The organism is Clostridium pacaense (assembly GCF_020709765.2).
Lineage (GTDB): Bacteria > Bacillota > Clostridia > Lachnospirales > Lachnospiraceae > Enterocloster > Enterocloster hominis.
Genome location: NZ_JAJFEB020000001.1, coordinates 833,911 through 848,384, shown reverse-complemented (window position 1 = coordinate 848,384; position 14,474 = coordinate 833,911). Strand labels below are relative to the sequence as shown.

Genomic DNA, 14,474 nt, shown 5'->3' with positions numbered 1-14,474 from the left:
CATATGTTTAAGAAAAAGGCAGGGAAGAAGCAGTTCATCCGTCTGTTAACCTGGATTGACAGGTATCCGGGCTTCTGGGAGATGATATCGGATCCGGGCTGCGGTCATATGAGCATGGATAAGATGAGGAAGATGGTGTGTATGTTAGCGGAGGAGGGCCTGTATGATGTTATTTTCTTCATGTTAGAGGTCCATAAGGAAAAGAATTATGTCAGGAATATATATGAAGATGCATCGTTAAAGATGCTGGCCGGGATGATTAAGAGAGGAAGGGCTGATAAGGTCATAGGATGTATCATGCGGAACCTGGAATGACGGACAGGTAATAAAAGGCTGGACGCAGCATCATTTTTCATGTATGATGGAACTGGATGAAACAGGAAAAGAGCGGTGCTGAGTCCTGCCATAAAAGGAGATGCGGACCATGATGAAAGAAAAGATGATGAATAGGAAGATGTTGATAACCGGATTGACCGCAGCAGTTATCTGCCTGGCAGCCGGTCTGTTTTACTTTACCGGAAGCAGGGATGGCCATGCGGAGCCTTCTGCGGAAGAAACCATGGAGACGGTCAAAGAGACTGTTACCGTACCTGGGATTAAGGTTGTGGAAACCACGGCCCAGATGCAGGCGGTATCCCAGACAGAACAGACAGTGGAACCATCTGGTGGTGGTTCGGAAGCAATGGTGCCAGAAGGAACAGAGGAGACAGACCGGGAGCCTCTGAAGGAGACAGCAAAGGCTAATCAAATCCAGGACGGGACAAAGCCTCAGCTTCCGGAGCAGGTGTCAGAACCCATGAGGGAGCCGGAACCTCAGGAGGTGGGGCCGGCCCATGAAGGAGAGGCACCTCCATCAGCAGAGCCACAGCCTCCGGCAGGAGGTACCTCAAATGGACAGGGGCAGGTATATGTGCCGGGCTTTGGGTATGTGGACGGCAATGGAAGCGTCACATCGGAGCAGGCCCATTCCGATGGGGACTGGGATAAACAGGTAGGAACCATGCAGTAATTGGGATGGACGCGGTAAAGGTGTCTTCAGACTATTAACAACGTCCATGATACATAGTGAAATTGTAAATATGAATATAGATACTTAGTATCGTTCTTTTGGATTTAAGTGGTAGTTATGATTACCCAAAAGTAGGGTCAATAAATTATTGCCACTACGACAATTCACGATTTCTTAAGGAATTGCGAAACCCAAGTATACCTTGTGATATGCGAAGAAGTTTTTAGAAATAATAAATTTTTACATGGGGGTTACACAATGAAGAAAGTACTTCAAAGTGCCAAACAAGCTTTTACGAAAACGGGGATTTATCTTAGCATATTTTCAATAATTGTAACAATTCTGGGTATCATTGGATATGATAAAATTTTTAATAGCTTTTTGCAACGGATCTTCTGTGTCATAGCTATTTTAGTACTATCATATATAATAGCTTTCTTGAGATGCTATTTCCACAACAGTGTTGTGATTAGGGCAGGAAATGACCGCAGTATTCATATCCATTTTGGCTCTGTGTTTGAGAAACAAGGGGTAATTGTAATTCCGTGTAATCGTTTTTTCGATACACATGTAAATGATAAAGTGATAAACGAAAAATCAATGATGGGCCAGTGTATAAAAGAAGTTTTTGCTGGGAATGTTGTTGAACTGGATAAAGAAATCTCTTCATCAATAAAGGGGATTTTGCCGCAAATCAAGATAACAAAAGAAGGTAAATGCGAGTCATATCCGATTGGAACCATAGCTAAAGTTTTAAAAGGTAGTAATGAATATTACTTTGTTGCGCTAACTGATATTGATGAGGATTGCAAATCATTCTGTGATATGGAAATGCTCCATAAATCAATGATTTCGTTATTAAGATTTATAAATAAAGAAGCGAATGGCCGTGATGTCTATATTCCATTATTGGGAGCAGGATTTTCACGTCTCAACAGAGAAAAACAAACAATATTAGAATATTTAATAGCAATTATTAAAATGGCAGATATACCAATACAAAGTAAAATATATATTATTTTGAGAAAGTCTGAATATGATATGTTCGACTTAACTAGAATACATTAATTATTTATCGGGATCATATTTTTGTATTATCCATAAGATATGTGGCCCGCTAAATTCTAATTTAAGTTGAAAGCCGTGACGGTTTGTGATCACGACTTTCGTCTACATAAAATGTCAGGTAATGTATGAAGTAAATCTTTAAAATACAAGTCTATAGTCTGAGGACACCATAACGGTGTCTTTTTTTAATTCCAAAGCAGGAAGGAAATAATGTCATGAGAACGGTCCAGAAAATACTTTCCCTTGTCATCTGCCTGGCTATGGCGGCGTCAGGGACTGCAGCAGCCGCAGAAGGAAGCGGGAATATTGACGGGGGTGGGGGAAACATCAACCAGGGAGTGGAGGGGTATATGTGGTATACAGGATTTGAGGGGGTACGGCTGACGCTGGTGGATGCAGAAACCGGGATTCAGTCCGGCCCCCCTATTGATTTTACGAACTGTGATTTATCCGCTGTCCCAGCGGTCATTTTTAATTTTGGGAAGGTGAGTAAGCTGCAGTATAGGAGCGGGGCGGCCCTGGCTATACAGACAGATTACCATTACCATATCCCGGAGACACCGCTGCCTAAAATCATATCCACAAACAGCGGGAAGGCAGATATGGATGTCATTAAAAAATATTTCTGTTCAGAGGGAGCGGCCAATATGGCCGCATCCTATACAGGAATCCATCCGGAGGATATGGTGTCGGGGAAATATAAGATGGTGATAGAACCCATCATCTATCTTTGGTATGACCATCTGTATTTTGCCATGACTGTCACGGAAGCAGGCTTATATAACCAGATGACAGGAGGGGATTTAGGCAGCCGTTTCCCTACGGTAATCATGAAGAACTTTGCCCTGTCCATGTTCCTGGAACGGGAGGACCTGGGATTCCCGGCCTGGACAGGCCCAAAAGGAAGTGCGAGGACCACGTCAGAGATGATATCCATCCTGGGTATTGGGATAGTCAGTTACGCATCAGGGCCGGAGGAAATACCGCCAGCCACAGGGCATACATATGACCAGGAATATAGGGTGGATACGGATGTGATAACCGCAGTCAGGCTGCATGCGGACAATGAGATTAATAACCGGAGTAAAGCTGCTGTTACATTCCGCATGAACGGGGATACCTATCGGATGACGGATGTGGTGGTTCCGGAAGGAGGGAGCCAGCTGGTATGGGTAAAGTGGCATACCCCTTCCACACCGCAGGAGATGACCATAACAATCTCTTCCAATAAGGGAACACTCAGCACGGACAGACTGAATGTAAGGATTGTGGACCTGAATGGGGACCCGCCGCCGGACCCTCAGGCTGATGACAGGAATGATGGATATATACGGCCTGCAGTACCAGGGAAAACAGATGTGACCTCCCTTACATGGGGGGAGTGGTACTGCTGGTGGCAGGAATACTGGGTCTATCATGATGGTGGTGAGGATGGATATTGGTGCGACCATGGGGGGTTTGAATTTGACTAGATTCCCTATTCCGCTTCCATAACAGCAGACATGGGGATACAGCCGGATGATATGAACCCAACCGCAGAAGGAAGGACCATGAAATCCGGGTATGGGATTAACATGAAGGCATCAGCGGACCTGACATCCAATGCGCCCTCCCCGGATGTGACAGGCGCCCAGACTGTGGTGGCATATTTCCCGGAGTTTTCATATAAGACATACTGGCGTCACCTGGAGCGTATGACCAGCGGATATTCATCCACATCTGAATTCAGGAAAAACCAGTACAGTACCTACGGACGCAGGTCGCATTTCAGTCCGGTCCGGTATCCTGATGGACCCTATGTGGTATATGGGGAGATTAAGGATGCATGGACACCGGCCGGGATGCTGCAGATGTACCTGACGGATGAAGTGACAGTACGGGACAATGTTTTTTCAGACTGGCATATACGCCCAATCAACTGAATATGGAGGAAACCAAATGGATCATTTATTTGTACCAATCATCATGCTTACCGTCACCCTGTCAGGTGGCGGTATTTTACTATACCTTTTAGGCCGGGGCAGGAAGGAACAGGCAATGGACCGGGAACAGGCGGCCCTGATGACAGCCCAGCAGTTCATTAACGTGAAGGACATCCGGGACAGGTTCCTGTATACCAGGGATGGCCAGATATTCATGTATCTGAGGGTCTATTCCATCAGTACCGACCTGTACAGTGATTCGGAGAAGGACACACTCATCAAGACGCTGACGGCAGAACTGTCCGATGTACAGTACCCTTTTAAGTTCATGGCAGCCTCCCGGCCAATCGATATCTCACCCATCATTCATGAGATGACGGCAATGTTGGGGGAAGCTGAAGAAAAACAGAAGGAACTGCTCCGGCAGGAAATCCTTCAGATGAGCGGCTATGCATTATCGGGGGACATCGTGGAACGTCAGTTTTACCTGTCCATATGGGAGAAACAGGAGGAAGGGAGCGGGACGGAACTATCCAAGCGGGCGGCCCTGCTATGTGAGAAATTCAGTGGATGCGGTATCCCATGCGATATCCTGAAGGAAAAGGAAATCGTGCGTCTGCTGAACCTGTTCCATAATCCCTCTTACACCCATCTGGAGGACACGGAATATGCAGCTGCCATTCCTTTGTTAGAAGGGGGTGGTATGGCATGAGGAGACAGGCAACAGAAGATGTACAGGAAAATGCTGCCCTCCTGAATGTAATCACACCAGTAGGCCTGGAATTCCAGAAAAACCAGCTGTCAGTGGGTGAGAATATGGGGAAGATATATGGGATTATCCGCTACCCGCAGACAGTGGAGCCGGAGTGGCTGTCCAAGATCACGAACATACCAGGTACCATTGCTTCCATTGGGTTCAATCCGGTCGATAATGCGGAACTGATCAATGCCATATCTAAAAGTGTCGTGCAGCAGAGGGGGCTGGCAGACGGGGCAAAAGACCCGCTGTCACGTCAAAGGGCTGAGAAGGCAGCGGAAGATGGGGAGAAAATCATCATGCAGATTGACCGGGAGGGGGAGACGGTTGGCCTGATGAGTGTGGAAATCATGCCAGTGAGCCGGGAGGAAAAGGATTTCAGACGTGTATGCCGCCGGGCAGAAAGCTGTCTCAGTGTCCTGAAGTGTAAGATGCGTGTCATACCAAACCTGCAGAAGGAATGCTTCATGCACCTGAGTCCTATGTTCCCGACCAATAATAAGATTGAATCCATACTTCAGAAGGTGGTGCCCATATCCACCTTTGTAGGAGGATTCCCCTTTGCAAGCAGTGGTTTTAATGATGGAAGCGGGTATTATTTTGCCAAGGATACCAACGGAGGGCTTATCATCGTGGATCTGTGGATCCGTGGCGGTGACCGCACCAATTCAAACCTCTGTATCATGGGGAACTCAGGGGTGGGGAAGTCAACCACCGTGAAACATATAATGTTGTCCGAATATATGAGGGGGACACGGATTATTGTGGCAGACCCGGAGAGTGAGTATAAGGAGATGTGCCATATGCTCCATGAGGACTGGGTCAATGCGACAGGTGGGGCAAAAGGAAGGATAAATCCCCTTCAGGTACTCCCATCCCCCAGGGATGATGAGATGGAGCAGGATGGACAGAGGCTGTACCAGGATGAAGGACATGGCATCAATGACCTGGCCATGCACATCAAGAACCTGGACATATGGTTCAGCCTGTATATTCCTTCCCTGACAGATATGCAGAAGGCCATGCTGAAACGCTGCCTGATTGAGGTGTATGGAAGGTTCCATATCAGCTGGGAGACGGATGCTGCCCAATTGGCTCCGGAAGAATACCCGGTTTTTTCTGATTTTTATCAGATGATTGAAGAAAAAGCCACGGCTGAACCGGATGCGGTGATTTATAGGGAGCTGATGAACTTGCTTTATGATGTGGTACTTGGTGCGGACAGTTTTATTTGGAATGGACACAGTACCATTGAGAGCCATAGCCGGTTTCTTGTGATGGATACCCACGCATTACAGGAAATGGGAGAGAACATCCAGCGTGCACAGTATTTCCTCATCATGCTCTATAGCTGGAGGATGATGAGCTGGGACAGGGAGGAGCGTCTCCTGTTCATCGCAGATGAGGCATACCTTATGGTGGACCAGAAGGTGCCACAGGCCATGGTGTACCTCCGTAACATGATGAAGAGGGCAAGGAAGTACGAATCGGCGGAGGGGGCATGCACTGTTCATTGTGGGGGCGAAGCGGATTCATGTCCAGTTTGAGATACCGGAATATAAGTTCCGTTATATGGGAAAGGCTGGTGGAAGATAGATGGCAAACCCAGTGGTAGTGAAGACGGTTGTGGGGATAGCAGTTAAGGCAGCATCAGATGAAAAGACCAGGACCAGGATATTGACTGTCATTCTGGCCCCGGTCATTTTCACCCTGCTATTGACAGCGTTTGTGCTGTACCTGGTCACGAGTCCGCTTTCAGTGTTTGCATCCTTCCTGGATGAAGACGAACTGGAGCTGGTGGAGGAGTTCCAGATTGGTTACGGATATAACCAGAATATCGGTATTCATGATAATGATTACATTACCGGGAGCGGACAGAACTATGACGGTGTGGTATTCGGTGAGGAAGGTGATAACCAGGTTACCTATTTCAGCCAGCTGGATGAACGGTGGGCCGGGGCTGCATATGGCAGCAGTACGGTCAGCAGGAGTGGATGCGGGCCGGCTTCCATGAGTATCGTGGTGTCCACGTTGACGGATATGGTGATAGACCCGCCCCATATGGCAGGATGGGCATATAGCAATGGATATTACTGTGAAGGGAATGGGTCTTACCATAGCCTGATACCAGGGGCAGCTGAACATTATGGGCTGTCGGTAGAGGGTGACCTGAGTGCGCAGGGGATTGTGGATGCCCTGGCAGATGGTAAACTGGTTGTCGCAATCATGGCTAAAGGGCATTTCACAAAAGGTGGACATTTCATTGTATTGAGGGGGGTTACAGGCAGTGGAAAGATATTGGTGGCGGATTCGGCCAGCATTGACCGGAGCAGACAGGACTGGGACTTATCAATCATATTGGGTGAAGCCAGGAAAGGGGCCGGGCAGGCGGCCCTTTCTGGGCAATCGGAAGAAGGAGGTGATGGACATGATTCTGTATCTTACTTCGCAGCAGCATATGAACCTTCTGGATTTTTATAGCCAGAAGGAGGATGGAAAACCTATCAAGAAAATGATCGGGGATTTTGTCCTGAAGCAGTTTGTGGTTTATGATATGAGAAAATTCTCGCACTGTAGTGAGCTGGTATTGGACAGGCTGGCTTTTGGGGATAGCGATGAAGAATTTGTGGAGGCCATAGAGGAATTCAAGACCATGTATCATGCCAGGGTTACAGTCATAGTGGAGGGACTTTCGGAGCCGGATGGTTTATTCCAGGGGTTATTGCATGCCGGAGTGGAAAATATTGTGACAGAACCGGATATTGAACGGATGCAGGAAGAAATCTGTCTATGTTTCTGTGATTCTGGTTTGGGAAAATATCACGTCAGGGAAAAGGAAGAAGTTTATTGTAAAGGGGATAAATATACGTTTTTGTGTAGCAGGGTGCAGATAGCGGTGGTGGGGGCACAGAACAGGATTGGGACTACCACGGTGGCATTGGGACTTGCTAACTGGATCAACATGGCTGGGGGGACGGCGTGTTATGTGGAGGGGAATGATTCCGGTCATATGGAGTGCATTGCGGAAAGTTATGAGATGGAGACTGAAGGGGGAGGATATGTTCTTGATGGGGTGGGGTATTATAAGGGACAGCCAGAGAGGGAGTATCAGTTTATAATCAATGATTTTGTGGTGAATATACCGTAAACCATGCAGGATATACTTATCTTAGTGTGTGGTACAAAGCCGTATGAGCTGGTGAATACGATTAGACTTGTACAATATTACCATGAACAGGAACTGATAATCCTCTTTCCTTTTGTGGCACAGGAGCATAGGGAAACGTATAGGAAAACATTTCAAACAAGTGGACAGAGAGTTTTATTTATAAATTATCAGCCAGATTGTCTGGACGGGGTTCCTAATGCAGGCCAATATAAAAATATTATTAGAAAGTATATAGGCGAGGGATGACTTGTCTTTATAGATAGAGGATTTTGTATGAATCGTTATGAAATGAAGAAGATAGCATATGGTTCAGATTTGAAAAACAGGGCATTGCAGGTACTTTTATATTTGATTGACAGATCCAATAAGGAAGGGACATGTTTTCCTGCAATTCCAACGATTGCAAGGGAATTACATATTGGTGTGTCTACGGTAAAAAGAGCTTTAGGGGAATTAATTGAAGCAGGTTTTATCGTTAAAGAAAGCCGATTTAGAGAGAATAGGGGTCAGTCCTCTAATTTATATACGATTATTCTGATAGAAAATAATGAGAAAAAGAAGCCTGAATTAATAGATAACGGGAAGCAAATGGGTACCGTTGATACTAAAAGTGTAGCCAGTATAGAATTATTAAATTCTTTGAATCATAAACGATGCGAATGTAGATATAATGAAGGATTTGGTTTTGGTGAGATAAGATTGATTTATGGTGTCCTTAGTCATGGATGTGATATTATAAGCTCATTACTAGAAGATTGGACGGGGGGAGAGATAGTGGCTGATATATTTAATCACCGCATCTGTATCACAGAGACCCGGTTTGGTATAAACATAAAAACCATCTTTATCCTTATGGTAGATAAGGGCTTTCGCTTTTTTGAAAGAAGATTCAATGCGGGATTTGAGAAGATTGAGAAGTGCTGTCTGAACGGACTTTCTTAACAGGGTATAGTTAAAATGCCTGACGACATGCCTGAAGCCATCATCAGAGAAGCCACCTTCCGTAATGAGACAGTGGATATGTGTCCCATTCCAGAGGCCTCCCAAAAGTGTGAAGGACGCAGACAAAGCCGGGAACGAAGTTTTTAGATTTGTTGAGGTTATGAAACATATGCAGGACAACACTGCGGGCAGACTGGAAAAGGCAGTCAAGAAGAGACCAATCATCCAGAAAAAAGTGTCGAAGACACTTTTTTATCCGCTATTCAAGGAAAGCCCGTCAAGTGGCGGACCTTCCCTATTATACCCCAAATATCCCATCCCTTACTCCGTAGCATTGGCAAGCCGCCGTTCCTTTTTAATGCTCAAAGCGTACATGATGCCTCCCGCCGCCAGCCAGAATACGGTATACAGGGCCGTTCCCGCCAGCTGGGGCCAGGCAGCGTCCCAGCTGATTCCCTTCAGGTTCACAGCCTTTAACTCTACGGCGATATTAGCAATGGGCGAGAATATCCTGGAAGCAATACTGAGCCATTTCGGCATCAGATAGTAGGGGAAAATAAGCCCCGAGGTAAATATAATCAGGTTACTGCACATCATATACAGCTGTGCGAAGCAGGCCAGTCTTCTGGTAAATGACCCTAACATCACGCCAAAGGCCACGGCAGCCAGCATGAAAAGGACCGTGCTGAACAGATAAAGCCCGATTTCTCCTCTCAGGGGAATGTTCTTATACAATGCCACCACGCACAGAACCGCGGACTGGGCCGCCACGGCGCCGCCCGCCACCACGGCTGTCCGGATGATTCCATCCTTTAGTTCATCCCCCCGGCGTTCCGGTGCAGCCATAGCCAGGGCTTTCCTCTTTCGAATCATGAGAGGAATAAAAAATGAGATGAGGAAGGTCTGCATGGTAATGGAGGGAACCAGCAGATAGCTCATTTTCCTGATGTAATCGCCCTGTGGCTCATACAAGGTCCTGTCCACGTAAGAAAATGTACCCAGACTGGTCTGGGCCGCCGATGGATAAAAATTATTTCCCTCCAGCATCTTAAGCTGCATCCCCGCGCTCATGGTACCCAGCACGGATGATGCTGCCCCCACTGCCCCTCCTCCGGTGATGATGTTGGAACAGTCCGCGAATATCACTGCCTGTGGTGATTTCTTCAGGGACATATCCCGGCTGAAGTTTCCGGGTATCATGACCCCAGCCTCAATCTTCTTATCCAGGATGGCCTGTTTTAAATCCTGCTCCGAATCCGCATAGTATACAATGTCCAGTGAGGGATTGATGCCAAACTGTTTTACAATGGACTGTGACAGAGAGGAGCGGTCCTCATCCAGGATCCCAAAAGGAATATCCTGCGTGTAATCATTTTTCCAGATGGTAGTAATCAGGAGCATACCGACCAGCACGGAGATAAACAGACCGATGATTGTATTTTTCTCTTCCTTCCATATCCTGCTTATCATATGATGGGCACCCCGCTTTCCGCCGCAAGGCTTACCGTCTTTGCCCTGGCATCCCTGAATTTCTTCGCAACCGCAAGCACCATCACCGCGCAGAAGCCCATGAGCCACAGAACATGGTGGGCTTCGCTCAGAAAGCTGCGCCCCACCAGGGCCATGTCCCTCAGAGGCACGATGAAGTGGGTATTGGGCATGAACCAGGTAAGGAACTTACAGGGCCATGGCATGGAGATGACCGGAAATGTGTAACCGGCTAACAACATGGTAAAACCTATGATGCCGCATTTCTGCACTGCCTCCTCGCAGTTCCCCCCGGTTCCCAGGTTCTGCAGTATCCCGAAAAGGGTAATGCCGAAGCAGGTGAAAATAGTCATCAGAACGCCGGCCCAGGGTGAACTCTTATATGGGAACCCAAAACACAGGGTCTGGGTCACCATACATCCCAGGGCTGAGACGCAGGCAATGCCGGTAATGAATCCGGCCTTTTTCATCAGCCTTCCAAAGCTGTCCCTTTCACATACACAGGCCCCTACGGATGCGGCCCCAATCTGGACAATGGTGAGGAGGATGCCCTCCATCATCATATATGCCACATTCTTGGATGGATTGCTGATGGCTTTTGTCACATATCCCATGGGCGCAATCAGGCTCATGGCTGCCTGGGGCGGCATGCCCGTTCCCTCCGCCAGCTTCAGCATATAACCGCTCTTAATGGTTCCCAGGGCTTCGGCTATGGTTCCCCTCATGCCGCTGGCAACCGTGGACAGGGCGCCGTCATTAAAAATCATGATTTTGGCTTCCCTGCCATTTAATAAGTCCTCTGAAAAATGCTCCGGGATTACAATACCCGCCAGTGCCTTATTGTAGTAAAATGCTTCCTTCAGGTCATCCTCCTCATCCGTACACGCAATGACGTCAAATGTCCTGTTATCCGAAATCATCTGAATCAGTCCCTGGACCGTTTCAGAATGGTCATGGTTCACAATGATTGTGGGGACTTTCTGAAAAGGCAGGTGGACGAACTCTGCGCCCATGAGCAGACTCAGGATGGTAGGTGCCAGAAGAAGAATCAGCATGGGAATCATTATGTACCGTTTTTTTATAGAAGATGCCAGGCACCCTGCCCGTTTCATCCATTCTCTCATATACCATCACATCACTTTCCAAAGTCAACATAGGCTGTCATACCGGAACGCAGTTCATCCTGCAGCCCCATCAGGTCGTCAAAGGTCACCTTGATTCCGTAGGTCAGGATATCCCAGTCAGCTTCATTGGACGCTTTCTTGGTGGCAAAATCCGCTTCCTTATTAATCCGTACCACCTTTCCCTTAAACCTGTCCTTTCCCAGCGCCGCCAGGGAGATATCCACTTCCTGGTCCAGCTTTATCCGCGGAAGCTTCATTTCATCCACATCACATGTGATGTAGGGGGTATAAATGTCTGCAACCACCATGGAGGGAAGTCCGGAGGACACCACATCACCCGCCTTGACATTCACCGTTGTCACCAGACCATCCACAGGGGAGGTGAGGACGCATTTATCCAGGGTGGTGTCAATCTGTTTCAGGGCAGCCCTGGCCTGGTCCACCCCGGCCTGGGCCTGGGTAATCTGCTCTGGCGTGGCTCCGTTCTGGGCCTCGGTAAGCTTGCTCTGGGAAATCTCCAGATTGGAACGTGAGCTGTCCAGGGAAGCCTTGGCAGATGCCAGGGCTGCCTTCTGCGCATCCACGGAGGACTGGGATACGGCCCCCGCCGGAACCAGCGCCAAGGTCCTCTGATAATCCGCCTCCATCCTGGTATAGGCTGCCTGGGCATTTTCCAGGTTTGCCTGGGCAATCTGGACTGCTAGCTGCAGCTGTCTCATCTGTTCCTCTGTCGCACCATTTAACAGGCTCTGATAAGAGGCCTGGGCCTGGGCCATGGCTGCCTGGGCCTGTTCCCTCTGGGCCATTAGGGTATCACTGTCCAGACGGACCAGTTCCTGGCCTTTCGTCACCAGATCCCCTTCCTCCACCAGGACATCCTTAATCTGTCCTCCTGTCAGGGCGTTGATGTTGCTCTCGTCCATGGTCACATAGGACTGCACCACCAGATTTTTTTTATTCTTAAATAACAGGTCATCCCCTGTCACATGACCGAAGATGATTACCAGGACAATGGCGCACAAAATGACGGCAGCCGCTGCCCCCATGATTTTCTTCTTGGATTTTGTCAGTTTCATTGTTATTACAGTTTCTCCTTTCCGGTATTTTTTTCATACTCCCTTACATTTCCGACTATTTTGCACATGATCTGTTCAAGAACCCGTTCCTCCTGCGGTGTGATGCCGGAAAAAATGATTTTTTCCCACTGGTCCATGATATTCTTCAGTGTATTGGCTGCCTCCTGTCCCTTTTCCGACAGACAGACCAGCTTTTCACGCTTGTTCCCAGGGTTAATCTCCCTCCTGATATATCCCCGGTCCTCCATGGCAGCCAGTACTTTGGCTGTCTGGTACTTATCGATTCCGGACAGGCTGGATATGGTACTCTGATTGCTGTATTTGCTGTAGCCTATGACCAGAAGCACAATTCCTTCGGAAAAGGAAAGGCCACAGGCCCTGAATTTAATGCACAGAAACCTACGCTTACTCTTTTCTATCATGGTGTTTATTTCCTGTATGATACCCACCTCCCTGCAGGGGCTGACGCAGATATTGCTAAGGAATGCTTTGTGCAGCCATCATATGTATTTAACAACTGTTGTGTTTGACAAACATTATATGCATTTTACAATTGAAAATCAACCCGTTTATTTTTCACAAAATTATGGCCTTACTTTTATTATTTCTTTGTTTAATTGACGGTATAGTCCATCTGAACATTGAGGAAAAAGAAAAATGCCATGGATTAGCTGGTTTGGAATCCAGTTAATTCATGGCATTATCATGTTTTTTTAATCGTGTCTTCTGGGATGGCATTCAATGATTTCACTCCATCATTTTCATGATTAAATCTGCACAGCCCTCATATCCGAATACTGAGGTGTTCAGGCAGGCATCATAATTTCCCATATCTTCCCAGTTCCTGCCGGTGAAATAGTGATAATAGTCACTTCTTTGGCTGTCTTTCTTCTGTAATTCTTCCTCTGCCTTCTCAATGGCTATGTCATCCACCTCACATATACGGCGTTTGCGCTTCTCCATGGATGAAGCATAGATAAACAGCTTAAGTACGTCGCATTCTCCGTCCAGGACAAAATCAGCGCATCTTCCGATAAAGATACACGGTCCCTTCCGTGCGAGCCTGCGGATGGTGTCAGACACCTCCTTATTGATGTCAAATGGCTCCTGCATCTTATTGTAATTCTGAAACCGGAAGGCATACAGCACTAAATCATGAAGCAGGCTTCCGGTCCGTTTCTCGTCCAGTTTTTTCAGTTCCCCGATGCTGATTCCATATTCTTCCGCCGTTACAGCTAACAGCTCCTGCCCATAATATGGAATGCCCAGGCGCTCCGACAGGATACGGGCTACCTCCCTTCCCCCGCTCCCATACTGACGCTCGATGGTGATACTACAGTTCCTGCCCATTCTCATCCCTTCTTTCTAAATTAAATGTCCTTAAATGACTTTAAATGTTATCATACCTCATTTGCGTACTTTATTTTATATCTCTTGGTCCCCACCGTTTATTCTTAAACATATCAGGGGGGGGGGGCATGATGTCCAGACTTATCTTTCCTTACCCCTCCTTGAGTTCTTCCCGTTTATGTCCGGAAGTAGGGCGTTTGCGGCTCTTTATGACAGTCTACTATGCAGACTACTGCATTGGGTCTGGTAATCTTCCATACCATCCGGAAGGTATCCCTGTTACCTCCAATACGGCATCTGTGATGTATTCAAGGGTCTCAAGGCCCCGTATTGCTTAAATGGGGCGAGAATGGCACTGGTCACTCCCTGTTCCCTAACTTATTCCATCCGGTCATTACTTGTATTAAACTTTTCAGTTCTAGTATATAAGGATATTATAGCATATAATAGGCATTCCTAAAAGGACATCCGTCCACCGTCTGCACCATGCCTGCACCATGGCTTTCGTGTGTCCACAATAAGAAAGTAATGCATATCCAGCAGATTAGAGGCAGAAACTGAAATGGAAG

12 protein-coding genes and 3 pseudogenes are annotated in these 14,474 nt (G+C 47.3%); 9 read left to right on the top strand and 6 right to left on the bottom strand.

Features of this window, described 5'->3' with window-relative positions:
- Positions 1–3: 3 nt before the first annotated feature.
- The 9 genes and pseudogenes from LK536_RS33530 to LK536_RS33490 form a co-directional block, all read left to right on the top strand.
- Positions 4–315: a hypothetical protein gene (locus LK536_RS33530; protein ID WP_227795158.1), complete on the top strand. Its 312-nt coding sequence runs from the start codon at positions 4–6 to the stop codon at positions 313–315.
- 109 nt (positions 316–424) lie between these two features.
- Positions 425–1,009: a DUF6550 family protein gene (locus LK536_RS33525; RefSeq protein ID WP_227795157.1), complete on the top strand. Its 585-nt coding sequence runs from the start codon at positions 425–427 to the stop codon at positions 1,007–1,009.
- A 258-nt stretch (positions 1,010–1,267) separates the two neighbouring features.
- Positions 1,268–2,077: a macro domain-containing protein gene (locus LK536_RS33520; protein WP_227795156.1), complete on the top strand. Its 810-nt coding sequence runs from the start codon at positions 1,268–1,270 to the stop codon at positions 2,075–2,077.
- A gap of 215 nt (positions 2,078–2,292) precedes the next feature.
- Positions 2,293–3,999 (top strand): annotated as a pseudogene (locus LK536_RS33515) (DUF8195 domain-containing protein).
- 16 nt (positions 4,000–4,015) lie between these two features.
- Positions 4,016–4,711, top strand: a complete 696-nt coding sequence (locus LK536_RS33510) for a TraC-like domain-containing protein (RefSeq protein ID WP_227795153.1) — start codon at positions 4,016–4,018, stop codon at positions 4,709–4,711.
- Entirely contained in the window at positions 4,708–6,303 is a 1,596-nt protein-coding gene (locus LK536_RS33505; protein WP_331472096.1) for a VirB4 family type IV secretion system protein, read from the top strand. The genes LK536_RS33510 and LK536_RS33505 overlap by 4 nt, the downstream gene beginning before the upstream one ends.
- 49 nt (positions 6,304–6,352) lie before the next feature.
- The gene (locus tag LK536_RS33500) at positions 6,353–7,237 is read left to right on the top strand and encodes a C39 family peptidase (RefSeq protein WP_329602190.1); all 885 of its coding nucleotides are present in this window, start codon (positions 6,353–6,355) and stop codon (positions 7,235–7,237) included.
- Positions 7,185–7,904: a hypothetical protein gene (locus LK536_RS33495; protein ID WP_227795152.1), complete on the top strand. Its 720-nt coding sequence runs from the start codon at positions 7,185–7,187 to the stop codon at positions 7,902–7,904. The genes LK536_RS33500 and LK536_RS33495 overlap by 53 nt, the downstream gene beginning before the upstream one ends.
- A 294-nt stretch (positions 7,905–8,198) precedes the next feature.
- Positions 8,199–8,387: pseudogene (locus LK536_RS33490) on the top strand (helix-turn-helix domain-containing protein); the annotation flags it as partial.
- Between the two features lie 303 nt (positions 8,388–8,690).
- On the opposite strand, the pseudogene LK536_RS33485 reads toward LK536_RS33490, so the two are convergent.
- The 6 genes and pseudogenes from LK536_RS33485 to LK536_RS33460 all read right to left on the bottom strand — a co-directional run.
- Positions 8,691–9,123, bottom strand: a pseudogene (locus LK536_RS33485) (transposase); the annotation flags it as partial.
- A 65-nt stretch (positions 9,124–9,188) separates the two neighbouring features.
- Positions 9,189–10,337 (bottom strand): ABC transporter permease, encoded by a 1,149-nt coding sequence (locus LK536_RS33480; protein ID WP_227795150.1) that lies wholly within the window; start codon positions 10,335–10,337, stop codon positions 9,189–9,191.
- Positions 10,334–11,479: an ABC transporter permease gene (locus LK536_RS33475; RefSeq protein WP_506092073.1), complete on the bottom strand. Its 1,146-nt coding sequence runs from the start codon at positions 11,477–11,479 to the stop codon at positions 10,334–10,336. The genes LK536_RS33480 and LK536_RS33475 overlap by 4 nt, the downstream gene beginning before the upstream one ends.
- Before the next feature lie 11 nt (positions 11,480–11,490).
- Positions 11,491–12,555: an HlyD family secretion protein gene (locus LK536_RS33470; RefSeq protein ID WP_227795148.1), complete on the bottom strand. Its 1,065-nt coding sequence runs from the start codon at positions 12,553–12,555 to the stop codon at positions 11,491–11,493.
- 5 nt (positions 12,556–12,560) lie between these two features.
- Positions 12,561–12,977: a MarR family winged helix-turn-helix transcriptional regulator gene (locus LK536_RS33465; RefSeq protein ID WP_227795147.1), complete on the bottom strand. Its 417-nt coding sequence runs from the start codon at positions 12,975–12,977 to the stop codon at positions 12,561–12,563.
- Between the two features lie 325 nt (positions 12,978–13,302).
- Positions 13,303–13,905, bottom strand: coding sequence for a cytidylate kinase-like family protein (locus LK536_RS33460; RefSeq protein ID WP_227795146.1), 603 nt, complete (start codon positions 13,903–13,905; stop codon positions 13,303–13,305).
- Between the last annotated feature and the right edge of the window lie 569 nt (positions 13,906–14,474).

Bases quoted from the DNA above. Each gene is read 5' to 3' on its own strand.
- LK536_RS33475 (WP_506092073.1), bottom strand. From the start codon at position 11,479: ATGAGAGAATGGATGAAACGGGCAGGGTGCCTGGCATCTTCTATAAAA.
- LK536_RS33460 (WP_227795146.1), bottom strand. From the start codon at position 13,905: ATGGGCAGGAACTGTAGTATCACCATCGAGCGTCAGTATGGGAGCGGG.
- LK536_RS33510 (WP_227795153.1), top strand. From the start codon at position 4,016: ATGGATCATTTATTTGTACCAATCATCATGCTTACCGTCACCCTGTCA.
- LK536_RS33505 (WP_331472096.1), top strand. From the start codon at position 4,708: ATGAGGAGACAGGCAACAGAAGATGTACAGGAAAATGCTGCCCTCCTG.
- LK536_RS33495 (WP_227795152.1), top strand. From the start codon at position 7,185: ATGATTCTGTATCTTACTTCGCAGCAGCATATGAACCTTCTGGATTTT.
- LK536_RS33530 (WP_227795158.1), top strand. From the start codon at position 4: ATGTTTAAGAAAAAGGCAGGGAAGAAGCAGTTCATCCGTCTGTTAACC.
- LK536_RS33470 (WP_227795148.1), bottom strand. From the start codon at position 12,555: ATGAAACTGACAAAATCCAAGAAGAAAATCATGGGGGCAGCGGCTGCC.
- LK536_RS33525 (WP_227795157.1), top strand. From the start codon at position 425: ATGATGAAAGAAAAGATGATGAATAGGAAGATGTTGATAACCGGATTG.
- LK536_RS33500 (WP_329602190.1), top strand. From the start codon at position 6,353: ATGGCAAACCCAGTGGTAGTGAAGACGGTTGTGGGGATAGCAGTTAAG.
- LK536_RS33480 (WP_227795150.1), bottom strand. From the start codon at position 10,337: ATGATAAGCAGGATATGGAAGGAAGAGAAAAATACAATCATCGGTCTG.
- LK536_RS33520 (WP_227795156.1), top strand. From the start codon at position 1,268: ATGAAGAAAGTACTTCAAAGTGCCAAACAAGCTTTTACGAAAACGGGG.
- LK536_RS33465 (WP_227795147.1), bottom strand. From the start codon at position 12,977: ATGATAGAAAAGAGTAAGCGTAGGTTTCTGTGCATTAAATTCAGGGCC.